The organism is Vibrio sp. SCSIO 43086, assembly GCF_051132235.1.
GTDB classification, from domain to species: Bacteria; Pseudomonadota; Gammaproteobacteria; order Enterobacterales; family Vibrionaceae; genus Vibrio; species Vibrio diabolicus.
In genome coordinates this window covers 2,744,802-2,767,334 of sequence record NZ_CP072677.1, presented here as the reverse complement: position 1 = coordinate 2,767,334, position 22,533 = coordinate 2,744,802, and the positions used below count along the sequence as shown (strand labels likewise).

Sequence of the window (22,533 nt, the reverse complement as noted above, 5' to 3'; positions counted from 1 at the left end):
AAAGGTCGACTAAGAGTCGACCTTTTTACGTCTTGATGGCTCAGAGCTTACTCTGCGCTCTCTGAGTTTGTATTACTAGACTCTGCTTCTTCCTTCGCTTCGACAACCATATCTACCGTTTGGTTATCGATAAGACGAGCTTTGCCTAAGAACGCAGACATCAGAATGACGGCTTGTGTCGTTTCTGGCGTGATCACTTGTAAAGTACGAGCATCACGAATGAAGATCTCATCAGGGTGCAAACCTGCAGCTCGAAGTTGGTCGCTCGCATCTTCGATGATCGATGCGTAGTCATCACGGCCGCCACGAATGGCACTGCTGATCCAACGCATTGTACGAGCAAGTACTGGCGCACGCTGGCGTTCGTCAAGTGTAAGCAGACCATTACGTGAGCTCATTGCTAAACCGTCCATTTCACGTACGGTTGGTACACCGATGATTTCAATGTCCATCGCAAGATCGACAACCATCTTGCGGATAACAGCAAGTTGTTGAAAATCTTTCTCACCAAAACAGGCCACATCTGGCTGAACGATGTTAAATAGCTTGTTTACGATGGTTGTGACGCCACGGAAATGACCAGGGCGTGAAGCCCCTTCTAAAATAGTCGATAGACCCGGAACATCAACAAACGTTTGTTTATCAAGCCCTTCAGGATAGATAACTTCTGGTGTCGGCGTAAATACGACATCGACCCCTTCAGAGGTTAACTTGCTTAAGTCTTCCTCTAGCGTACGTGGGTAATTATTTAAATCGTCTGCACGATCAAACTGCATCGGGTTAACAAAGATGCTTACGACAACGATATCAGCGTATTCGCGTGCTTTACGCACTAAAGTTAAGTGACCTTCGTGAAGGTTGCCCATGGTTGGGACAAACGCAATTTTACGACCTTCACGTTTAAAGGTTTTAAGGTGTTCACGAACTGCTGAGATTTCCGCAAAAGTTTGCATGCATTTATCCTCTAGGCAATGGTATGAGCGTCGTCTGGGAATACACCGTTGGCTACATCTTCAATGTATTTAGCAACGGCTTTGCGCATATCACCTGTTTCAGCAAGAAAGTTTTTGGAGAATTTCGGCATGTAGTTGGCAGAGATACCGAACATATCATGCATCACGAGAATTTGACCATCTGTCACGTTACCAGCCCCAATACCGATAACAGGGACGTCGAGCACTTGCGTAATACGCTCAGCAAGCTCAGCAGGCACGCACTCTAGTAAGACGATTTGAGCGCCTGCTTCTTGCAGTGCTAACGCATCTTTCACCATGCGGTCCGCTTTTTCTTGATCGCGACCTTGGACTTTGTAACCACCAAAAATATTCACGGCTTGAGGAGTTAAACCAAGGTGAGCACAAACTGGAACCGAGCGTTCAGTGAGCATTTTTACAGTGTCTACTAGCCAGTCACCACCTTCAATTTTCACCATATTGGCACCCGCACGCATCAGTGTAGCCGCATTTTCGCAAGCTTGCTCTGGCGTGGTGTAGCTCATGAATGGCATGTCAGCCATCAACAAACAATTTGGGCTACCTGCGCGTACGCAACGAGTATGGTAAGCGATATCATCGACCGTTACTGGCAGAGTATCGTTGTGACCTTGCAAAACCATACCTAGAGAATCACCAACAAGAAGTACTGGCATTTCTTGGCTTTCAAACAGTTGGGCAAAGCTCGCATCATAAGCGGTTGAAGTAGCAAATTTACGACCTTCTTGCTTCCACTTGATTAGGTCGTTGATGGTCATTTTTTTCATGGTTTTATCCTTACTAGGAGTTGGCTATGACTGCCAGATACTGAGGCCGTTTCTATCTACTTGTTCCAGTAGTTTAGAGACCTCGGTCCCATCGGGGAGTTGTAAACTTGGTGCAATTTCCGCAAGAGGGTAGAGTACGAATTCACGCTCTTTCATTCCATAATGAGGAATGATCAGCCTCTCGGAATTAATCACCTCATTGCCATAAAGAACAATGTCGAGGTCCAAGGTTCTTGGTCCCCAACGTTCGTCTTTACGGACACGCCCTTGTTCTTGCTCAATGGCTTGTGTGCAATCGAGCAACTCAAGAGGCGTCAAACTGGTGTTAATCGACACAACCGCATTGATGTAATCCGGTTGGTTTTGTGGTCCCATTGGCGTGCTGCTGTATAGCGAAGAAACCTGAACAAATTCTGATTTAGGCAGCGTTTTTAACGCTTCAATCGCTTGCTTCGCTTGGCTGACAGGATCAGCCAAGTTACTGCCTACCGCAATGTACGCTGTGATCATGACTTAGGCTTACTCTTTTTCTTGCGATAGGTTTTACGGCGGCGCTGACCACTCTTCGGTGATTGACCGTCTAGGTCGGCAGCCATTGCTTGACGCATTTCTCGGCCTGCATTTTGGAAAGTTTCCCACCACTTGGCAAGCTTCTGAGTGTCACCACCTTCAATTTCACCGCGCATTTCAAGAAAATCAAAGCCAGCTCTAAATTTATTGAGCTCCATAAGACGGAATGCACGTTTACCGTTACGTCGAGGAAGGCGCAGCTGCAGCTGCCAAATCTCGCGAATGGTTGCGGTGTGGCGTCTTGGAATGGCAATTGTACGAACTTGTTCATCAAGAATGATGTTACTCGCTTCCATAATAGCGTCGTAATGGCCTAGGTTGCGCTCTTCCATCAGTTCATCGGCTTTCGCACACAGTGGGTACCACAGCATTGCAGCAAACATAAATGCTGGATTGATGCGTTTCCCATCTTCGATGCGCATGTCGGTAGAATCTAGGACAAGATCCAACATTTGCTCAGTGTGAGAGGAGTAATCTTCCGTGAAGTGCGCTGCAATCGTCGGGAAGAGCTGTTGGAATAAGTTGTACTCACGCAGTAGGTGGTAGGTTTCTAAGCCATGACCGGATTGCAATAACTTGAGTGACTCTTCAAAAAGACGCGCTGACGGAATGTCACCGAGCAACGGTGCCATGTGTTCGATTGGTGCCGCGGTGTCTTCTTCAATATCAAAGTCCAGCTTTACCGCGAAGCGAACCGCACGCAACATACGTACTGGATCTTCACGGTAGCGTGTTTCTGGATCGCCAATCAGTCGAATGAGGCGATCTTCTAAATCCTCAATACCACGTGCGTAGTCGTGAATCGAGTAATCCGCGATATTGTAGTACATCGAGTTAATCGTGAAATCACGGCGCTCAGCATCTTCATCGATGGTGCCGTAGACATTGTCCCGCAGCAGCATTCCTTCTTTCGATTGCTGAGAGATGCTCTTATTCTTTTGCTCTTGGTGGTGACCGCGGAATGTCGCTACTTCAATGATATCTCGGCCAAACATAATATGAGCCAAGCGGAAGCGGCGACCAATCAAACGGCAGTTACGAAATAGCTGTTTGATCTGTTCCGGCGTTGCGTTGGTCGCAATGTCAAAATCTTTTGGTTTCTGTCCAAGCAGTAAGTCTCGAACCCCGCCACCCACAAGAAAAGCATCGAAACCAGCACCATTTAGGCGGTACAGTACCTTCAGTGCATTATCACTGATCTGCTTACGCGAAATGTTGTGCTCTTCACGAGTTATTACATTGAGAGCGAGCTCTGGAATAGTGGCAGGTTCGCTTGGTGTATAGTCGTTTGTATTCATGTGCATCTGGCAATAACTGGGTTTAGTCCAATCTTGCTTTGGTTAGTTTTTGCGCCTCTAGGGCCTAATTTGCGGCTAATGATAGCCTACACAATGCCATTTGAGAATCACGGTGTGATCTCGATCTCTGTTGGAAGCTGTTCCAAGCGCCAGTTTTCGCAGCCCCAACGAAGAATCTCTTCTATGTTGGCCGCTTTTATGGCTTCAGGTATCTCGAAGCCCAAAAATGTCATGGCGCGTAATAGAGTAGGCTTTGGTGTCTCTATATCAATAGCCGTCGCGTGATTTTGTTTCGACAGTTTATTGCCGTTGTTGTCCATCGCCAATGGTAAATGCAAGTAGCTGACTTCAGGTTGCCCAAGTATCTGGTACAGACTGATTTGACGCCCTGTTGGCTCGATTAAGTCTGCACCACGCACGACTTCGGTGATGCCTTGGTCGATGTCGTCCAATACTACCGCAAGATTATAAGCAAATAATCCATCTCGACGTTTAATAATGAAATCTTCATTAACGAGTTGCTCTGGAATCGTAATGGTTCCACGCTTCTGATCGAAGAAATGAGCGACAGGCTTGGTCATTTTTAGGCGAATCGCGCCGTCTTTCAAGTTTTTATCGCGGCAAGTGCCAGGATAAAACCCGCCATGCTCTTTAATTTGCTTTCGAGTACATTGGCAATAATAGGCCTCACCATTTTTGAGCCATGTGTTTATTTGGGTTTGGTAAAGGTCATGACGTTCACTCTGGTATACCACCTCTCCATCCCAATGCAGCTGATAGGCTTTGAGCGCATCTAGGATAAGTTGCGCCGCACCTGGCATTTCTCTTGGTGGGTCCAAGTCCTCAATACGTACTAACCAAGTTCCGTTGTGTGCTTTCGCTTGAAAATAGCTGCCAAGAGCGGCAATCAGTGAACCAAAATGTAAAGGACCAGAAGGAGATGGGGCGAATCGACCTACATAGCGTGTCATGCGTGTATCTCGAATTTAGTAAACAAATGGGATGCAAAGGTAGTCAAAACAAAAAGGGAGCCTGAGCTCCCTTCAATAATCATAATGCTTGGTTGATTAACCTTGCATTTGCTTCTCTTTGATTTCTGCAAGTGTTTTACAGTCAATACATAGGTCAGCGGTTGGACGTGCTTCAAGACGGCGAACGCCAATCTCTACGCCACAAGACTCACAGAAGCCAAAATCGTCTTCTTTGATTTTATCCAAAGTCTTTTCAATCTTCTTGATCAAACGGCGTTCGCGGTCGCGGTTACGCAGTTCTAGGCTGAACTCTTCCTCTTGAGAGGCGCGGTCAACTGGATCTGGGAAGTTTGCTGCTTCGTCCTGCATGTGGTGAACGGTACGATCCACTTCAGCTCTCAGCTGGTCGCGCCAAGCTGTTAAGATTTTCGTAAAGTGTTCAACCTGCTCTGGTGACATGTACTCTTCACCAGGTTTTTCCTGATATGGCTCCACGCCGGCAATGGCTAGGATGCCTATCGTTTTCTTCTTTGATTCTGGCATACAGCATCTCCTACTTACACCTAGTCAACTGCTACGCAGTCAATTTAAGGCGGGTATCTATAGCAAAAAGAGGCGGTGCAAGCAAATACTGAATCGCAAAGTTATCGTCAATGTGAAGACGACATCATTTTTTCTCTTAATTGATAAAATCAATAGCGGAAATCAGCTTCATTCCAGTATCGCTCAGTTCAGCTTTGTAGCAGAGAACTTCCACTCCAGCGTCTTGTGCTTGTTTGAGTAATAGTGAATATTTCGCGTCTATATGGTGCGCCGCGGATACTTTTTCAATACCTGAATGTAAAACAGTGAATAAAAGTATGGCTCTACTTCCATTTTGTGCCATTTCTGTGAGCTCTCTCAGGTGCTTTTGTCCCCGAGTCGTGACCGCATCTGGGAAGTATCCTTGTCCAGTAGAGTCGGTCTCATCAAGAAGAGTGACGCTTTTCACTTCTATATAGCACTTTGGCTTGTTGTCTGCGCTGAGCAAGATATCAATTCGGCTATTTTCATTACCGTATTTCACCTCAGTTTGAAGTGTGTCATAACCACAAAGCTCTGAAATGACATTATTTTCAATAGCCTCAACGGCTAATTGGTTGGCGCGCGCGGTATTGATACAAATACGGTGGCCTTGTTCGGTTTCACTCAACTCCCAACTATTGGGGTATTTTCGTTTCGGGTTGTCGGAAGTGGAAAACCAAACTTTGTTTCCCGGTGTCGCACAACCTGTCATAGCGCCAGTGTTTGCGCAGTGGATAGTACGAACTTCACCGGTATCGAGTTCGATATCGGCAAGAAAGCGTTTATAGCGTTTGAGTAGAGTGGCGGACTCTAAAGCGGGTGTGAAATGCATTTGCTTATTTAGACAAAAATTTTTTTATGTACAATGTTGCCACCATTACACCACAAGGTATTTCCTTTGTCACAATTGCCGATTGAAGCCGTGATGCCTGAGTTGCTGACGGCGGTCAAAAATCAACATCAAGTGATCTTAAAAGCGGCGCCTGGTGCCGGTAAGTCGACTTACTTCCCTTTGCAGTTACTCTTAAATCATTCGGTTGCTGGAAAAATCATCATGCTTGAGCCAAGACGACTCGCGGCGCGTAACATTGCCCGTTATCTTGCTGAGCAATTGGGAGAGCAAGTAGGGCAACGCGTGGGTTATCGAGTTCGTGGCGAGGCAAAGGTAAGTTCTGCAACGCAGTTGGAGATCGTAACCGAAGGGATCATGACTCGGATGATCCAAACTGACCCTGAACTGGATGGTGTTGAACTGCTGATCTTTGATGAGTTTCATGAACGCTGCATTCATGCCGATACCGCTTTGGCATTCAGTTTAGAAGTTCAAGAGGCATTGCGAGACGATCTCAAGCTGGTGGTAATGTCGGCAACGCTTGATCAACAAGCCTTACAGTCGTTGTTGCCGGAAGCCTGTTACATTGAATCAGAAGGACGCAGTTTCGACGTAGAAATGCGTTACCAACCGTTAGGTGTGAATGATCATTTACCTACGAGTATGGCAAAAACAATAGAAAGTCTTATGAACAAAGAGTCCGGCTCTTTGTTGGCTTTCCTACCGGGCGTTGGGGCAATTAAACAAGTCGAAGAACGTTTATCTCATTTGGCGGATGATATTGAAGTGTGTCCGCTTTATGGGCAACTGAGCTTTACTGAGCAACAAAAAGCCATCACGCCGGCAGAACACGGCAAGCGTAAAGTCGTACTCGCGACCAACATCGCAGAAACTTCACTGACGATTGAAGGCATTCGCCTTGTGGTTGATTCTGGGCTAGAGCGTATTGCCCGGTTTGATTTGAAAAACGGTTTAACACGCTTAGAGCAAACACGCATTGCACAGTCTTCAGCGATTCAGCGTGCAGGACGAGCGGGACGAATAGAAGAGGGCATTTGCGTTCGCCTCTATTCTGAAAGCCAGTTCAAGCAACAGCCGCAGGTTTCTCAACCCGAAATTTTGCATTCCGATTTGGCGAGTTTAGTTATGGAGCTCGCATTTTGGGGAGCGAGTGATATCCACGATCTAAAGTGGCTTGATGTTCCCGCTAATCCGTCATTGGAACAAGCGAAGCAGCTATTGGTGTCATTGGGACTACTGACGGAAAAAGGGCAATTAACGTCCGAAGGAAAACAGGCGCATGAACTAGGCGTCGAGCCTCGTGCGGCTGCGATGCTAATTAAAGCGCAATCTTACAGTGATAAGATGTTAAATGCTGCTTTGGCGGCGGTCGCACTGATTGAAGAGCCAGAGAGAAACGTTACCAATATCGCTCATAGCTTGCATCGTTGGCTTGTTGGTACTCATCCAAAAAAGTCGCTGTTGTTCAAGCGTGCTCAATCTCTAGCGTACAAATTGGATACGGTATTTGACCTGAAAGGCGTGGATGAAGATGCATTACCGCTGGTGTTAAGTTTGGCATTTCCAGATCGCATTGCGCAGCAGCGCACAAATCAATTTGGGCGATTTACTTTGGCTAATGGTCATGGTGCAGAATGTCGTCAGGAAGACATGCTAGGTGGCTGTGAGTATTTGGTTGCCGTTGACTTAATGCGTTCTCATTCTAACTCCAGTCAAATTCATTCGGCATGTGAATTGGATGTCAATATATTGCGAGCGACCTTTGAAGCGCTATTTTCGTCTGAAGAAGTTGTAGACTGGGATGAAAAAAGAGGGCGTCTAATGGCTGAGCGACAAACAAAACTCGGTCAGCTGGTGGTTGAACGCGAGCCTTTGCCAAGCCCTGGCAAAGAAAAAATGACACAAGCTTTACTCACGTATGTCCGCCGCCAGGGCTTACAGAGTCTAAACTGGACACCGGCAGCGGAGAGCTTGTTGGCTCGGATTCGTTGTGCGGTGGAATGGTTACCCGAGCAATCATGGCCAATGTTTGATGAAGCCAGTTTGTTGGATTCATTAGAAGAGTGGTTAGAGCCGTACATGACGTCCGTCAGTTCGGTTAACGATTTGAGCAAGATAAACTTGGTCGAAGCGCTGAACGCTCGATTAGGTTGGCCACTCAATCAACAACTGGATGAATGGTTACCAGAGCATTACCAACTGCCTACAGGTTCAAAGAAGCGTATCCGTTACCAGTATGGCCATGAGCCGAAATTATCGGTGCGTATGCAAGAGGTATTTGGTGAGAGTGGCTCCCCTACGGTAGCGCTTGGTCGTAAGCGTTTGGTGCTTGAACTGCTTTCGCCGGCACAACGTCCGCTGCAAGTGACGTCTGACTTGGCGGCTTTCTGGAACGGAAGCTATAAAGAAGTTCAAAAAGAGATGAAAGGGCGCTACCCAAAACACGTTTGGCCAGATGATCCTGCCAATCATGTAGCAACTACGAAAACAAAAAGACAATTGAATAATGACTAACAGCAAGAAGCCTAGCGCGAAAAAAGCGCCAGCGAAGAAAAGTACAACCAATAAAGGAACGACAAAACCGACTCGACGCACACCGAGTAAAAAGCCGGCTAACGAGAAACGTTCGTGGCTGAAAGTTTTGTGGTCATTTAGCTGGAAAGCCGGTGTTGCGCTTGCCGCTGTTTTGCTGTTTGTGGGTATTTATTTAGATAGTGTCGTGAAAGAGCGCTTTGAAGGCCAGCTGTTTGAACTGCCAACGGTGGTTTATGCTCGCATCTTGAACTTAAATCCGGGTGAAAATATCACCATTCAAGAACTGCGCAACGAGCTGGATGTACTGAATTACCGTAAGGTAAGTCAGCCTCGCTATCCTGGTGAGTACTCTTCTTCTTCCACTCGTATTGAGCTGATCCGTCGTCCATTTGAATTTGCCGATGGTCCTGAACCGGATCGTCACGTGATGCTCCATTTTTCAGATTCTGGCTTACAGCGTATTCAGTCTTTAGAGTCCCGAGGTGATCTTGGTTACTTACGCTTAGAGCCTAAGATGTTGGGGATGCTGGAGAAAGATCAAGATGAGCAGCGTCTGTTCTTGCGTCGTGATCAGTTCCCGGAAATTTTAGTTGATGCACTGCTTGCGACCGAAGACCGGGATTTTTATCAACACGATGGGGTGTCTCCACTCGCGATTGCACGAGCAATGGTTGCAAACATTAAAGCGGGTCGTACTGTTCAAGGTGGTAGTACGCTAACTCAGCAGTTGGCGAAAAACCTGTTTTTGACCCGTGATAAAACGCTGTGGCGCAAAGTTAGAGAAGCGTATATCGCGTTAATTTTGGATTACCGTTACAGCAAAGATCGTATTTTGGAAGCCTACCTTAACGAAGTGTACTTGGGGCAAAGCGGTGGTGAAGCGATCCACGGGTTTGGCTTGGCATCGCGTTATTACTTTGGACAACCGATCCAAGAGCTGCGAATCGATCAACTGGCGATGTTAGTTGGGATGGTAAAAGGACCATCTTATTACAATCCAATTCGTTACCCTGAGCGCACGAAAGAGCGCCGCGATCTTGTATTACGTTTGTTAATGCAGCAAAACATGCTGACATCTGAGCAGTATGAGCAAGCCGTCAGTCGTTCGCTTGATACGCAGAGCAAACCACGTATTGCGAGCCGTCAGCCCGCTTATTTCCAACAATTGAGCATTGAATTGAAAGAAAAAGTGGGGGAGCGATTTAAAGCGGAAACCGGGCTGCGCGTGTTTACGTCTCTGGATCCGGTATCGCAAAGCAAAATGGAGCAAGCCATCGCGAAAAAGATCCCGGAGCTAGCTAAACGAGGCGGTAAAGAATTGGAAGCTGCCGCTGTTGCGGTTGATCGTCATAGTGGTGAAATCCGTGCCATGGTTGGCGGTAAACGTGTTGGTTATGAAGGTTTTAACCGCGCGCTCAATGCCAGTCGTCCAATTGGTTCTCTAGTTAAACCAGCGATTTACTTGACGGCTCTAGAACAGCCGGAAAAATATAACCTAGGCACGACGCTGCACGACACGCCGCTAAGCCTGAAAAGCAGTAAAGGTAATGTATGGACACCGCGCAACTACGACCGAAAATACCGTGGTGATGTGCCACTTTATATTGCTCTAGCGAAGTCGCTCAACGTGCCAACTGTGCGATTAGGCATGGCGCTTGGTATCCCAGAAGTATCCAATACTTTAGAACGTTTGGGCGTCAACAAAGACGAAATCCGCCCAGTGCCTTCGATGTTTTTGGGCTCGTTTTCTTTGACGCCGTTTGAAGTCGCGCAGATGTATCAGACACTGACGAACTCAGGCAAACGTGCGAAACTGACCGCTCTGCGTTCAGTGATGGATATGGAAGGTAATGTGCTGTATCAATCCTTGCCTCGTTCATCAAGAGCCGTGGATGAGCAAGCAGCATGGCTAACGACCTACGCGATGAAACAGGGGGTTGCTCAAGGTACAGGCCGCTTCTTACAAAGCCAGTTTGGTTGGGCTGCACTGGCAGGAAAAACGGGTACCAGTAACGATAACCGCGATAGCTGGTTTGTCGGTGTTGATGGCCGTGAAGTGACGACAATTTGGCTAGGCCGCGACGATAACAAACCGGTTCATCTAACGGGATCGAGCGGTGCGTTACGAGTGTACGCAGAGTATTTGAAGCAACGCATTCCTGAGCGTTTAGAGCTTCCATGGCCAAGAGAGATCACCACGTTAGGATTTAAGACGACATCAGATGGTGGTTTAGAAATGAACTGTCGTAGTGATTACAAACTGCCAGTTTGGGATAAAACGGGTCAAATAAAGCAGCAGTGTGAGAAGAAATCAAACTGGCTTAACAGCTTATTTGATTGGTAGCATCGCCAAATCAACAACATTAGCTTGTCTCTCTGGTCAATTCTTAGTACATATTAGGGCGTGTTAGTGCGGTGCTGCTAGCACGCCCTACTTGATAAGAAATTCAACAAAGGAAGAAGTGAATGTTCAAAAAGCTGTTATCAAGCCCGTCGACTCGCCATTTCGCGCTTTGGGTTAGTGCCTTTTTGATCACCACTCCTTCAGTTTCCCTCGCAAACTCTCTAGCAAAAACGGATGACTTGGAGCCTCGCCCAAAGGTGGCGGTTGTGCTCGCTGGTGGTGGAGCAAAAGGCGCTGCGCATATCGGCGTTCTCAAAGCGTTAGAAGAGATGCAGATCCCGGTCGATATCGTAACGGGCACCAGTATGGGCGCTTATGTCGGTGGTCTCTATGCAACGGGGATGAGCGCTGATGAAATTGAAAGTTTTATCTACACCGTCGATTGGAGCAGTGGTTATCGAGATCGTGTCGACCGTAGTCAACGCCGAGTTCGTGATAAAGAGTATGAAGACCGCTATCAAATTAACACTGACCTCGGCTTAAGATTTGGTGAGGTTCGTGCCCCAACGGGTGTGGTGCAAGGCCAGAACATGTTGCGCGTATTGCGTGAGACTACAGGGAACTTAGGGCGATTCGATTCTTTTGATGATCTTGCCATTCCTTACCGCTCTGTGGCGACAGATATTCTTGCCCTAGAGGAAGTGGTTCTTGGCAATGGCTATCTCGTGGACGCCATGATGGCCAGTATGTCTGTACCAGGAGCGCTTCCTCCCTATAAGCTCAATGGCCATATGCTTGTCGATGGTGGCGTTGTTAATAACATGCCTGTCGATGTGGCTCGCGCCATGGGGGCAGATGTTGTTATTGCTGTCGATATTAGCACCGACTACAAAACCGAAGATGAATTTACGGGGCTGTTTACTGTCGCGGACCAACTCTCTAACTATCTCGTTCGTCGTAGTACACAACAGCAAGTGGACGAGCTTGAACCTCAAGATATTTATATTCGTCCCAATGTGGGCACCATGGAAACCGTCGAGTTCGACAAAATGCCTTGGGCTTTTCAAGCGGGTTACGATATTACCAAGCAGCTTGAAGATAAGCTGCTTGGTCTAAGTTTATCGAACGCAGAATACCAAAAGTACATCGAGCACAAGCAAGAGGTACGTAAGACGCTGGTTTACGGTGATAAACGCATTGTTGATGACATTGTGATAGTGAATAACACCCACTACAGCGATGTATTACTTACTAACCGTATTCAATTGAAAACAGGTCGTCGTATTCCAACGGCTGAAATAGAAAAAGCCGTTGAAAATCTCTATGCGTTGGATCGTTTTGAGTTAATCACTTATCACTTTGAAGATGTTGATGGTAAGACATTGTTGGTTTTTGATGTTAACGAAAAGTCGTGGGGGCCGAATTACGTTAACTTTCGATTTTTCCTTGAAGATGACTTCGATACGGATAGCCAATACGGCATCGGTATGTCGACCAATTTTACTAATTTAAACTCGCATGGTGCAGAGTTGGCGTTCAACGTAGAAATGGGCACGGATAAGCTGATAGAAGCTGAGTTGTATTCGCCTGTTTTATCTAGTCAAACGCTTTTTGTTGCTGGCCGTGTTGGATACAGCAGTGAAGATAGAAACTTACCTTTTAGCGAATTTGAAAATCCGGACCTCAGCTCAGTTAACGACTTCTTACCCGTTTCCTATAATGACTTTGCTTCTGAACTGGCTATTGGCATTCAACCTACGTTATGGCAAGAGTTGCGCCTTGGTGCTCGTTACTCTACAGGAGATATTGAGCTGTCTACCTTGGCCTCGGCAGGGCAGCTAGACTTCGAGCGCAAAGGTATATTTGCGAGCTATCGACTCGATACGCTTGATGATTTTGCATTTCCTACTCGCGGACTGCTGGTCGATCTTGAATATTTCGTATCTCATGACAAGAGTCCGGAAGGCATCACTTTGCTCGACACGGAAAAGATGATTGAAGATACTGTGTATGAAATCTCCGCGCGATTCAAAGGTGCGGTCAGTCATCAGCGTCATACTTTAGTCGGACATGCAGAATATAGTTTTGTAGAAAGTAAAAATTCATCGGTTCCACTTGATCCGAGAGAGTTAGGCGGCTTTTTAAACCTATCTGGCATCCCAAGAAATAGCTTGATTGGACAGAACCTGTTTTTTAGTAGCTTGGTGTACCGATACAAATGGTTCGACAACGACTTTGGACTATTTGAAGCGCCAGTCTACCTAGGTGCATCAGTGGAATACGGTGGAGTGTGGTCAGATAATGATCTGAAGCTGAATGAAGCGCCACTTTACAATGCTGGCTCTATTTTCTTTGGTGTTGACTCACCAATCGGGCCAATTATGTTGGCTTATGGTCGTACTGAGCAGGATATGGATGCTGTGTATTTGATCGTAGGAACGTCGTTTAATTAACCGGGTATAAGAAAGCAAAAACTTGGCATATTTGGTCAAAATTAGCAGAACTTTAGTCGTAAGTTGCTATGTTGGTCAAAATGATAAGATTTTAATTTAAGGTTAAATTTGCTATTATTTTGCCCACAGTTTGGCCTCTACGGCGCTGTTTCTCAATCATAATTGAATGAAAACAAGGGCAATGGAGAGCCAAGTTTCCAAGGATGTTCACTCCTTTACTTTAACAATAGTAATAATAGAGGAGGAACCGCAATGAGAGGAAAAAGTCGTGCTTGAAGCCTACCGTAAACACGTCGAAGAGCGTGCTGCTGAAGGAGTTGTTCCTAAACCGCTAGACGCAGAACAAGTTGCTGGACTTGTAGAACTTCTGAAAAATCCCCCGCAAGGTGAAGAAGAGTTCATTCTTGACCTACTTGAAAACCGTATCCCTCCAGGTGTTGATGAAGCTGCTTATGTAAAAGCGGGTTTCCTAACAGCAGTAGCAAAAGGTGAAGTTAAATCACCATTAGTGAGTCGTGAAAAAGCGGCTGAACTGCTAGGCACTATGCAAGGTGGTTACAACATCGAGCCGCTAGTTGAGCTACTTGATGACGAAGCACTGGCAGAGATTGCTGTAGAAGCACTGTCTCATACACTTCTGATGTTTGATGCTTTCTATGATGTAGAAGAGAAAGCAAAAGCAGGCAATGCGCATGCACAGAAAGTACTTCAGTCATGGGCTGATGCTGAGTGGTTCCTTTCTAAGCCTAAGCTTGAAGAAAAAGTCACTCTAACTGTATTTAAAGTAACAGGTGAAACGAACACGGATGACCTTTCACCTGCACCTGATGCTTGGTCTCGTCCTGATATCCCAGTGCACGCACTTGCGATGCTGAAGAACGAGCGTGAAGGCATCAATCCTGATCAACCGGGCAATATTGGTCCGATCAAGCAAATTGAAGAATTGAAAGAAAAAGGTCACCAATTGGTTTACGTTGGTGACGTTGTTGGTACTGGTTCTTCGCGTAAATCTGCAACCAACTCAGTACTTTGGTTCATGGGAGATGATATCCCTTACGTTCCAAACAAACGTGCTGGTGGTTATGTGCTTGGTGGTAAAATTGCACCTATCTTCTTCAATACAATGGAAGATGCGGGCGCACTACCAATCGAAGTCGACGTGACTAAGCTCAACATGGGCGATGTTATCGATGTTTACCCATATGAAGGTAAAGTTTGTAATCACGAAACAGGTGAAGTTTTAGCTGAGTTCTCGCTGAAAACGGAAGTACTGATTGATGAAGTTCGTGCTGGTGGTCGTATCCCATTGATCATCGGTCGTGGTTTGACAGACAAAGCGCGTCAATCGCTAGGTCTTGAGCCTTCGGATGTATTCCGTAAACCTGGTGAAATTGCAGATTCTGGCAAGGGTTACACGCTTGCACAGAAAATGGTTGGTAAAGCGTGTGGCGTAGAAGGCATTCGCCCTGGTACCTACTGTGAGCCGAAGATGACGACAGTAGGCTCGCAAGATACTACAGGCCCTATGACTCGTGATGAACTTAAAGACTTGGCGTGTTTGGGCTTCTCTGCTGATCTTGTCATGCAGTCTTTCTGTCACACCTCTGCGTACCCAAAACCAGTAGACGTAAACACGCACCACACACTTCCGGACTTTATCATGAACCGCGGTGGCGTATCTCTTCGCCCGGGTGACGGTATTATCCACTCATGGCTAAACCGTATGCTACTACCGGATACAGTTGGTACTGGTGGTGACTCACATACTCGTTTCCCGCTAGGTATTTCATTCCCAGCAGGTTCGGGTTTGGTTGCCTTTGCTGCTGCGACAGGCGTTATGCCACTAGATATGCCTGAGTCAATCTTGGTTCGCTTTAAAGGTGAAATGCAACCGGGTATCACACTACGTGACCTTGTTCATGCCATCCCTTACTACGCGATTCAGCAAGGTCTACTAACGGTAGAAAAAGCGGGCAAGATCAACGAATTCTCTGGCCGTATCCTTGAGATTGAAGGCCTAGAAACGCTAACAGTTGAGCAAGCATTTGAGCTTTCTGATGCTTCTGCTGAGCGTTCTGCGGCAGGTTGTACTGTGAAACTGTCGCAAGAGTCGATCGAAGAGTACCTAAACTCTAACATTGTAATGCTGAAGTGGATGATCTCTGAAGGTTACGGTGACCGCCGTACTATCGAACGTCGTATTACAGCGATGGAAGAGTGGCTGGCAAATCCTGAGCTAATGCAAGCGGATAAAGATGCTGAATACGCACATGTTATTGAAATCGATATGGCTGAAATCAACGAGCCAGTACTATGTGCACCGAATGATCCGGATGACGCTCGCTTGTTGTCTGAAGTACAAGGTACAGCGATTGATGAAGTGTTCATCGGTTCTTGTATGACGAACATTGGTCACTTCCGCGCTGCTGGTAAGCTGCTAGATAAGTTCAATGGACAGCTTGCAACTCGTCTATGGATCGCTCCGCCAACGAAGATGGACAAGGATCAGCTAACGGAAGAGGGTTATTACGGTATCTTTGGCCGTGCTGGGGTTCGAATCGAAACACCAGGATGTTCACTGTGTATGGGTAACCAAGCGCGTGTTGCAGACAAATCAACAGTGATGTCGACCTCAACGCGCAACTTCCCGAACCGTCTAGGTACTGGTGCGAATGTTTACCTGTCGTCTGCGGAACTAGCTGCCGTAGGTGCAATCCTTGGTAAGATTCCAACCAAAGAAGAGTACTTGGAGTATGCGAAGCAAATTGATGCAACCGCTACAGATACTTACCGCTACTTGAACTTCCATAAAATGGATCAGTACACCAAGAAAGCGGATGAAGTGATCTTCCAAGAGCCTGCATAAGTTTAACTGCACAATTAAAAAGCACCTCAAACGAGGTGCTTTTTTTATGGGCGCAATTCGCTATACTCCGCACCAAATTGATACGAAAAGGCAATCTCGATGGAATTTGAATTCATCCGTAACACGTTGATGGGCGAGTACTACGTAAAATGCAGCATGGGGCATGAGATTGTTGGGCGCTGGCTACAAGAAGAAATTGGCAAAGATCCTATGAAGATTGCTCAGGTTGAAAAGCTAATTGAGCAGTCATTTTCAGCGCCTTCTCAAGAGCATAACCTAACAGGTACAGAAATTAGCTTGATGATTCAGGGCGATGAAGTCCTAGTGCAAGAAAACGCATTGGCCCATGACCATGATGTTGAGATGGAAAGTGAATTCGATTTCTACAATGCAGAAAGTACAGCAAGCTGTGGAATAGAGGACTTCATGATTCTTATCGAGCAATGGAAAGACTTTTTGAACATTTAGTGCACAGTTTTGGGTAACTTTCCTTCTGTTGCTTTAAATTTGTGAAAAGGGCGCACCGATATGGTGCGCCCTTTTTGTTTATAGATATGTAAATTGACGTTAGTTTTTATTATTCAATGACTTAAAAACTTGGCACGTAGATTGGATTATTAGAAGTGTTTCAGGATGAAAGCTTCGGAGAGAATTGAATGAAAATAATCAATGCCATTATTAAGCCGTTTAAATTAGACGATGTGCGAGAAGCATTGGCTAACGTCGGTATCGAAGGGATGACGGTATCAGAAGTTAAAGGGTTTGGTCGTCAAAAAGGCCACACAGAACTGTATCGCGGCGCTGAGTATCAGGTCGATTTCCTACCAAAAGTGAAAATTGAAATCGCTACTCACGCGGATAATGTTGAGCGAGTGGTTGAAGCGATTACAAAAGCTGCGCAAACAGGAAAGATTGGTGACGGTAAAATTTTTGTCTACGACCTGAACCAAGCGGTGCGTATCCGAACGGGCGAAATGGACGCAGAAGCACTTTAAGAATTCAAGGGATTGGAGAAACTTATTATGGAATTAACAACAACAGTAACCGAGTTACGTTACGCACTTGACACCTTTTTCTTCCTCATTTCCGGTGCGTTGGTAATGTGGATGGCAGCTGGTTTTGCGATGCTAGAGGCTGGTCTTGTGCGCTCTAAGAACACAACAGAAATTCTTACGAAGAACATCTGTTTGTACGCAATTGCATGTACGATGTTTCTGATCGTTGGTTACAACATCATGTATGTCGACAACGGAGAAGGAGGCTGGTTACCTTCATTTGGTGCGTTGATTGGTACCCAAGGAGAAGGGGCTGATCACTCTCTAGAATCTGACTTCTTCTTCCAAGTCGTCTTCGTTGCAACGGCAATGTCCGTCGTTTCTGGTGCGGTGGCTGAACGTATGAAGCTTTGGTCTTTCTTGGTTTTCTCTGCAATTTTGACCGCATTTATCTACCCAATGGAAGGTTATTGGACATGGGGCGGTGGCTTCCTAGCAGAAGCTGGATTTAGCGACTTTGCAGGTTCAGGTATCGTACATATGGCTGGTGCTTCTGCAGCTCTTGCTGGTGTATTGCTTCTTGGTGCTCGGAAAGGTAAATATGGCAAAAACGGTGAAATCTACCCGATTCCAGGTTCAAACATGCCTTTGGCAACACTAGGTACTTTCATCCTTTGGTTTGGTTGGTTTGGGTTTAACGGTGGTTCTCAGTTGATGGTTTCAGACTTCGAGAACGCAACAGCGGTAGGTCAGATCTTCCTAAACACCAACGCAGCAGCTGCTGCAGGTGCTATTGCGGCGCTGTTTGTATGTAAAACGACTTGGGGCAAAGCGGATTTAACGATGATTCTCAATGGTGCGCTAGCTGGCTTGGTTGCTATCACCGCAGATCCTCTATCACCATCGCCATTATATGCGGTTGCTATCGGTGCAGTATCTGGCGCGCTAGTCGTATTCAGCATCATTGGCCTAGATAAACTGAAAATTGATGACCCAGTCGGTGCGATTTCAGTGCACGGTGTTTGTGGCTTCTTTGGTTTGATGGTCGTACCACTAAGTAACGGCGATGCTACATTCGGTGCACAGCTTTTAGGTGCTGTCGTTATCTTTGCTTGGGTATTTGGTGCTAGCCTAGTGGTGTGGGCTATCTTGAAAGCAACCGTTGGAATTCGCGTCACGGAAGATGAAGAAATGGAAGGTATGGACATGCATGATTGTGGCGTCGGTGCGTACCCAGAATTTGTCACTGTGAAGTAATCAATAGCCTGTAATAAATAGTTACACTCTCAACATATAAAAACCTGCTCCGATGAGCAGGTTTTTTAATATTTGTCATTGTCTTCTTATTGAACATACATATAATAACGCAACTGATAAACGTTATCATTAGCATGGTAAAGGATTAAACAATGAAAAAACTGCTAACTCTTTCAGCATTAACTTGCGCAACCTTAGCTCCAACAGCAATGGCTGCTGAAGAAGTGAACGTCTACTCTTACCGTCAACCTTTCCTAGTTGAACCTATGTTCAACGAGTTCACTAAAGAAACTGGCATCAAAGTAAACGTAAAATTTGCTAAAAAAGGCTTAGCAGAAAAGCTAGCTCAAGAAGGCGAGTACAGCCCAGCTGACGTTATCCTTACGACAGACATCAGTCGTCTAGCTGAACTGACAAACAAAGGTTTAGTTCAGAAAGTAGATAGCAAAATCATTGAAGAAAACGTACCATCTCAATACCAAGATAAAGAGAATGAGTGGTTTGCTCTAACTCTACGCTCACGTAGTGTTTACTCTTCACGTGATCGCGTAGGTAAACTAGGCGCAGATTTCAACTATGCAGATCTGGCTAAGCCAGAGTTCAAAGGTAAAATTTGTACTCGTAGCGGTAAGCACCCGTACAACGTTTCTCTAGTTTCAGCAATGATTGCTCACAATGGCGAAGCAGAAACCAAAGAGTGGTTGGAAGGCGTGAAAGCAAACCTTGCTCGCAAACCACAAGGCAACGATCGTGCACAAGTTAAAGCGATCAAAGAAGGTCTATGTGATGTTTCTCTAGGTAACAGCTACTACCTAGGTAAAATGGTTAACGACAAAGAGCAAAAAGCTTGGGCAGATGCAGTTTACATCAACTTCCCTAACCAAGAGACTACAGGTACTCACGTAAACATCTCTGGTATGGCGATGGCGAAGTACTCTCCAAACAAAGACAATGCTGTGAAGCTAATGGAATTCCTAACGGGTGACAAAGCGCAGCAGATGTACGCAGAAGTTAACTACGAGTACCCTGTTAAAGAAGGCGTGAAGCGTTCTGCACTTGTGGAATCTTGGGGAGACTTTAAAGCAGACAAGCTTTCTCTAGACGATATTGCAGCTAACCACGAAGCGGCAATTAAGCTATTAGACGAAGTGAAATTTGACCTTTAATTCCTTGTGGGGGTATAACAGTACCCCCATTTGATTAAAGGATATGAGATGTATTTGCAACAGCATTTGTATTTCATACAGCCTTGCAGTAATTAGGCGATGAAAGATAAACACTCTTTATGGAAAACCAGTAGTGGGGTAATAACTCTGTTACTGGTTTTGCCGATCTTAGCGATCTTCTACACCGCAATTGGTGAAACGGATGATTTGTTTGCCCATTTAATGGCGACAGTCATGCCGACTTATATTTTTAACACGGTTGCGCTCACTATTGGCGTAATGGTGTTGTCCTTAATTCTTGGTATTCCAAGCGCTTGGATAATGGCCATGTGTAAACTGCCGACCGAAAAATGGTTGCAGTGGGCATTGGTGTTACCTCTTGCGATGCCAGGTTATATCATTGGTTATATTTTTACTGATTGGTTTGATTTTGCTGGTCCAATTCAGATCTTTTTGCGTGATGTAACCGGATGGGGACCTGGCGAGTATTGGTTCCCTGATATTCGCACCTTGCCTGGCGCGACCTTTGTGTTGGCTTTAGTGCTGTACCCTTACGTGTATTTGCTGTGTCGAGCTGCATTTATGGAGCAAAATGTCTCTTTGTTGCAAAGCGCGCGTTTGCTCAAATGCTCTCCATGGGAAAGCTTTTGGCGCATCTCGATGCCACTAGTGCGACCTTCTATCGCTGTGGGTTTGTCGCTGGTGGCAATGGAGACCATCGGTGACTTTGGTACTGTAAGTTACTTCGCTGTGAATACGTTAACCACAGCGGTCTACGATACTTGGTTGGGATACTCTAATCTTAATGCAGCAGCCAAGATTTCAGCCATGATGCTCGTCATTGTAGTACTGCTCCTCAGTGCCGAACGCTACAGTCGTCGTAAACAAAAGCTTTTTCAAAGCCAATTTAACAGTCACGAAGATTTTCGTTATGAGTTGACGGGCTGGAAAAAGTGGACCGCGCTGGTTTGGTGTTGGGGCTTGGTTTCGGTCGCGTTTATTTTGCCATTACTACAGCTGATTGATTATGCGATAACTTACTTTGCGCAGAGTTGGACCCCCGAGTTTCGTGAATACGCATGGAATAGTTTGGTCGTGTCGGTTATTGCCGCCATTATTGGTGTTGCTGTCGCACTGATCGTTAACTTTACCCATCGCGTCAATGGCAAGCGCGAAAGCTTGGCATTTATGCGTCTTTCTTCGATGGGGTATGCAGTGCCAGGAACCGTATTAGCGATTGGTGTGATGGTCGCAGTACTGTTTATGGATCACCGCGTCAACGACCTTGCTAAAGCCATGGAATGGGGAAGACCGGGACTTATTTTTTCTGGCTCCATGTTCGCCCTGGTTTTTGCCATGGTTGTGCGCTTTTCAGCGGTGGCGATTGGTAGTATCGAAAGTAACTTAAATAAAATTTCGCCTTCGTTAGATATGGCGTCTCGCACCATGGGTTGTAAGCCTAATGCCATGCTGTGGCGTGTGCACTTTCCGCTGGTTAAACGTGGTGCACTGATTGCGGCTCTGTTAGTGTTTATCGAGTCGATGAAAGAGCTCAATGCGGCTCTATTACTTCGTCCATTTAACTTTGAAACACTAGCCACATACGTTTATAACTTCGCCTCGGATGAGCATTTAGAATTGGCCGCTTTGCCTGCGGTTCTGTTGGTTCTTGTTGGGTTGATCCCGCTTGTTGTTGTTAACCGTTCACTGGAGCAAAATCACTGATGAGCTGCGCATTATCAATTAAAAACCTAACTTGCCAATATGATGATCAAACCGTACTCGAATCATTATCTCTTGAGGTGGAACAAGGGCAAATTGTCTGTTTACTAGGTGCAAGTGGTTGCGGAAAAACAACACTATTAAAAGCCGTTGCAGGGCTATTGCCATTAACGTCAGGCGAAATGAGCTTAAATTGCGTCACGATTGATGATGGGGAGAACTGGTTGCCACCAGAACAGCGTAATATAGGGATGATTTTCCAAGATTATGCGCTTTTTCCTCACCTGACGGTGGAGCAAAATATTGCCTTTGGCTTAAAGCATTACTCGACAAAAGAGAAAAATGGCAAAGTTCAAGAGATGCTCGAGCTCGTGCATTTGCAAGGCTATGGCGATCGTTATCCACATCAGTTGTCTGGTGGACAGCAGCAGCGTGTTGCGATTGCTCGCTCATTAGCTTATAGCCCAGACTTATTGTTGCTAGATGAGCCGTTCTCTAATATTGATACGCAAGTTCGCCATGAGTTGATAAGTGAGATCCGTAAGATTTTTAAGGCGCAAGGCGTGACTGCTATTTTTGTTACACATAGCCGTGAAGAGGCTTTTGCCTTCGCGGATAAAATGGCAGTGATGAACAATGGTGTTATCGAGCAGTATGGTACGGCATCTGAGCTTTACTACCAGCCTTCAAGTAAGTTTGTTGCGGATTTCTTAGGTGGTGGTAGCTATCTTGCCGCTAAACGAGTTTCGGATTCAGAATATGAAACCCACTTGGGTGTGGTTGAAGCCACAGCCCAACAAGAGATCCCAGTGCAGTCTGAATGCTCTTTGTTGCTAAGGCCGCAACATGTGCAAATTCAATCCGATGAAGAGAGCTCAGTAACGGTGCTGGAGCAGCACTTTATGGGCGACCATTGCCGCTACGTGATTGATGCGAATGGCGACCGTTTGTTGGCTACAGCATCGCAGGCATTAAATATTGGTGAGTCTGTTGCTGTGAAAATTGAAACGCAGGGCGTGCTGGCATTCGCATAACGTTACTGGGTACCTTTACTATTCTCTTATGCCTGCCTACACACATAAAAAAAGCCCGGCAGTGATGCCGGGCAAGTATTCTTCCCCTTAGCGACAGCTTGAATTACATGACAAGCGTAGCCGAAGTGCTCGAAGCGGGCACAAGG

Annotated in this window: 17 protein-coding genes; 10 read left to right on the top strand and 7 right to left on the bottom strand. The window is 46.1% G+C overall.

What is annotated here, in order from left to right:
• Positions 1 to 47: 47 nt before the first annotated feature.
• The 7 genes from panC to sfsA all read right to left on the bottom strand — a co-directional run bounded on the left by panC (position 48) and on the right by sfsA (position 5,994).
• Positions 48 to 953, bottom strand: coding sequence for a pantoate--beta-alanine ligase (gene panC / locus J8Z23_RS13050; RefSeq protein WP_005396717.1), 906 nt, complete (start codon positions 951 to 953; stop codon positions 48 to 50).
• 11 nt (positions 954 to 964) lie between these two features.
• A complete protein-coding gene (gene panB, locus J8Z23_RS13045) occupies positions 965 to 1,759 on the bottom strand; it encodes a 3-methyl-2-oxobutanoate hydroxymethyltransferase (protein WP_005396718.1) in 795 nt (264 codons plus the stop codon).
• 24 nt (positions 1,760 to 1,783) lie between these two features.
• On the bottom strand, positions 1,784 to 2,269 hold the full coding sequence (gene folK / locus J8Z23_RS13040; RefSeq protein ID WP_434633847.1) for a 2-amino-4-hydroxy-6-hydroxymethyldihydropteridine diphosphokinase: 486 nt from the start codon (positions 2,267 to 2,269) through the stop codon (positions 1,784 to 1,786).
• Positions 2,266 to 3,633: a polynucleotide adenylyltransferase PcnB gene (pcnB, locus tag J8Z23_RS13035; protein ID WP_046875073.1), complete on the bottom strand. Its 1,368-nt coding sequence runs from the start codon at positions 3,631 to 3,633 to the stop codon at positions 2,266 to 2,268. The genes folK and pcnB overlap by 4 nt, the downstream gene beginning before the upstream one ends.
• A 101-nt stretch (positions 3,634 to 3,734) precedes the next feature.
• Entirely contained in the window at positions 3,735 to 4,598 is an 864-nt protein-coding gene (gluQRS, locus tag J8Z23_RS13030; RefSeq protein WP_434633844.1) for a tRNA glutamyl-Q(34) synthetase GluQRS, read from the bottom strand.
• Between the two features lie 96 nt (positions 4,599 to 4,694).
• Entirely contained in the window at positions 4,695 to 5,141 is a 447-nt protein-coding gene (gene dksA / locus J8Z23_RS13025; RefSeq protein ID WP_005386584.1) for an RNA polymerase-binding protein DksA, read from the bottom strand.
• 136 nt (positions 5,142 to 5,277) lie between these two features.
• Positions 5,278 to 5,994, bottom strand: a complete 717-nt coding sequence (gene sfsA, locus J8Z23_RS13020; RefSeq protein WP_006743318.1) for a DNA/RNA nuclease SfsA — start codon at positions 5,992 to 5,994, stop codon at positions 5,278 to 5,280.
• 66 nt (positions 5,995 to 6,060) lie between these two features.
• On the opposite strand from sfsA, the gene hrpB reads away from it, so the two are divergent.
• The 10 genes from hrpB to J8Z23_RS12970 all read left to right on the top strand — a co-directional run bounded on the left by hrpB (position 6,061) and on the right by J8Z23_RS12970 (position 22,387).
• Positions 6,061 to 8,529 carry an ATP-dependent helicase HrpB gene (gene hrpB, locus J8Z23_RS13015; protein WP_434633840.1) on the top strand — a complete coding sequence of 823 codons (2,469 nt, stop codon included), beginning with the start codon at positions 6,061 to 6,063 and terminating at the stop codon, positions 8,527 to 8,529.
• Complete coding sequence (mrcB, locus tag J8Z23_RS13010; RefSeq protein ID WP_434633837.1) at positions 8,522 to 10,894, top strand: penicillin-binding protein 1B; 2,373 nt, start codon at positions 8,522 to 8,524, stop codon at positions 10,892 to 10,894. Before hrpB ends, mrcB begins: the two co-directional genes overlap by 8 nt.
• 122 nt (positions 10,895 to 11,016) lie before the next feature.
• Positions 11,017 to 13,347 carry a patatin-like phospholipase family protein gene (locus J8Z23_RS13005; RefSeq protein WP_434633834.1) on the top strand — a complete coding sequence of 777 codons (2,331 nt, stop codon included), beginning with the start codon at positions 11,017 to 11,019 and terminating at the stop codon, positions 13,345 to 13,347.
• Positions 13,348 to 13,615: 268 nt separating this feature from the next.
• Positions 13,616 to 16,213: a bifunctional aconitate hydratase 2/2-methylisocitrate dehydratase gene (acnB, locus tag J8Z23_RS13000; protein ID WP_012841427.1), complete on the top strand. Its 2,598-nt coding sequence runs from the start codon at positions 13,616 to 13,618 to the stop codon at positions 16,211 to 16,213.
• Between the two features lie 99 nt (positions 16,214 to 16,312).
• Positions 16,313 to 16,681 carry a YacL family protein gene (locus tag J8Z23_RS12995; protein ID WP_434633830.1) on the top strand — a complete coding sequence of 123 codons (369 nt, stop codon included), beginning with the start codon at positions 16,313 to 16,315 and terminating at the stop codon, positions 16,679 to 16,681.
• 188 nt (positions 16,682 to 16,869) lie between these two features.
• A complete protein-coding gene (locus J8Z23_RS12990; protein WP_005396729.1) occupies positions 16,870 to 17,208 on the top strand; it encodes a P-II family nitrogen regulator in 339 nt (112 codons plus the stop codon).
• A 27-nt stretch (positions 17,209 to 17,235) separates the two neighbouring features.
• Complete coding sequence (locus J8Z23_RS12985) at positions 17,236 to 18,465, top strand: ammonium transporter (protein WP_046875065.1); 1,230 nt, start codon at positions 17,236 to 17,238, stop codon at positions 18,463 to 18,465.
• A gap of 152 nt (positions 18,466 to 18,617) precedes the next feature.
• On the top strand, positions 18,618 to 19,631 hold the full coding sequence (locus tag J8Z23_RS12980; protein WP_434633826.1) for a Fe(3+) ABC transporter substrate-binding protein: 1,014 nt from the start codon (positions 18,618 to 18,620) through the stop codon (positions 19,629 to 19,631).
• A gap of 99 nt (positions 19,632 to 19,730) precedes the next feature.
• Positions 19,731 to 21,356: an ABC transporter permease gene (locus J8Z23_RS12975; RefSeq protein ID WP_005396731.1), complete on the top strand. Its 1,626-nt coding sequence runs from the start codon at positions 19,731 to 19,733 to the stop codon at positions 21,354 to 21,356.
• The gene (locus J8Z23_RS12970; protein WP_005396732.1) at positions 21,356 to 22,387 is read left to right on the top strand and encodes an ABC transporter ATP-binding protein; all 1,032 of its coding nucleotides are present in this window, start codon (positions 21,356 to 21,358) and stop codon (positions 22,385 to 22,387) included. Before J8Z23_RS12975 ends, J8Z23_RS12970 begins: the two co-directional genes overlap by 1 nt.
• Positions 22,388 to 22,533: the final 146 nt, after the last annotated feature.

What these genes read in the sequence shown, in the direction of transcription:
- gluQRS (WP_434633844.1), bottom strand. Translation starts at nt 4,598, where the DNA reads ATGACACGCTATGTAGGTCGATTCGCCCCATCTCCTTCTGGTCCTTTA.
- J8Z23_RS13005 (WP_434633834.1), top strand. Translation starts at nt 11,017, where the DNA reads ATGTTCAAAAAGCTGTTATCAAGCCCGTCGACTCGCCATTTCGCGCTT.
- J8Z23_RS12985 (WP_046875065.1), top strand. Translation starts at nt 17,236, where the DNA reads ATGGAATTAACAACAACAGTAACCGAGTTACGTTACGCACTTGACACC.
- panC (WP_005396717.1), bottom strand. Translation starts at nt 953, where the DNA reads ATGCAAACTTTTGCGGAAATCTCAGCAGTTCGTGAACACCTTAAAACC.
- J8Z23_RS12995 (WP_434633830.1), top strand. Translation starts at nt 16,313, where the DNA reads ATGGAATTTGAATTCATCCGTAACACGTTGATGGGCGAGTACTACGTA.
- J8Z23_RS12970 (WP_005396732.1), top strand. Translation starts at nt 21,356, where the DNA reads ATGAGCTGCGCATTATCAATTAAAAACCTAACTTGCCAATATGATGAT.
- pcnB (WP_046875073.1), bottom strand. Translation starts at nt 3,633, where the DNA reads ATGCACATGAATACAAACGACTATACACCAAGCGAACCTGCCACTATT.
- folK (WP_434633847.1), bottom strand. Translation starts at nt 2,269, where the DNA reads ATGATCACAGCGTACATTGCGGTAGGCAGTAACTTGGCTGATCCTGTC.
- J8Z23_RS12980 (WP_434633826.1), top strand. Translation starts at nt 18,618, where the DNA reads ATGAAAAAACTGCTAACTCTTTCAGCATTAACTTGCGCAACCTTAGCT.
- dksA (WP_005386584.1), bottom strand. Translation starts at nt 5,141, where the DNA reads ATGCCAGAATCAAAGAAGAAAACGATAGGCATCCTAGCCATTGCCGGC.
- J8Z23_RS12990 (WP_005396729.1), top strand. Translation starts at nt 16,870, where the DNA reads ATGAAAATAATCAATGCCATTATTAAGCCGTTTAAATTAGACGATGTG.
- sfsA (WP_006743318.1), bottom strand. Translation starts at nt 5,994, where the DNA reads ATGCATTTCACACCCGCTTTAGAGTCCGCCACTCTACTCAAACGCTAT.
- mrcB (WP_434633837.1), top strand. Translation starts at nt 8,522, where the DNA reads ATGACTAACAGCAAGAAGCCTAGCGCGAAAAAAGCGCCAGCGAAGAAA.
- panB (WP_005396718.1), bottom strand. Translation starts at nt 1,759, where the DNA reads ATGAAAAAAATGACCATCAACGACCTAATCAAGTGGAAGCAAGAAGGT.
- J8Z23_RS12975 (WP_005396731.1), top strand. Translation starts at nt 19,731, where the DNA reads ATGAAAGATAAACACTCTTTATGGAAAACCAGTAGTGGGGTAATAACT.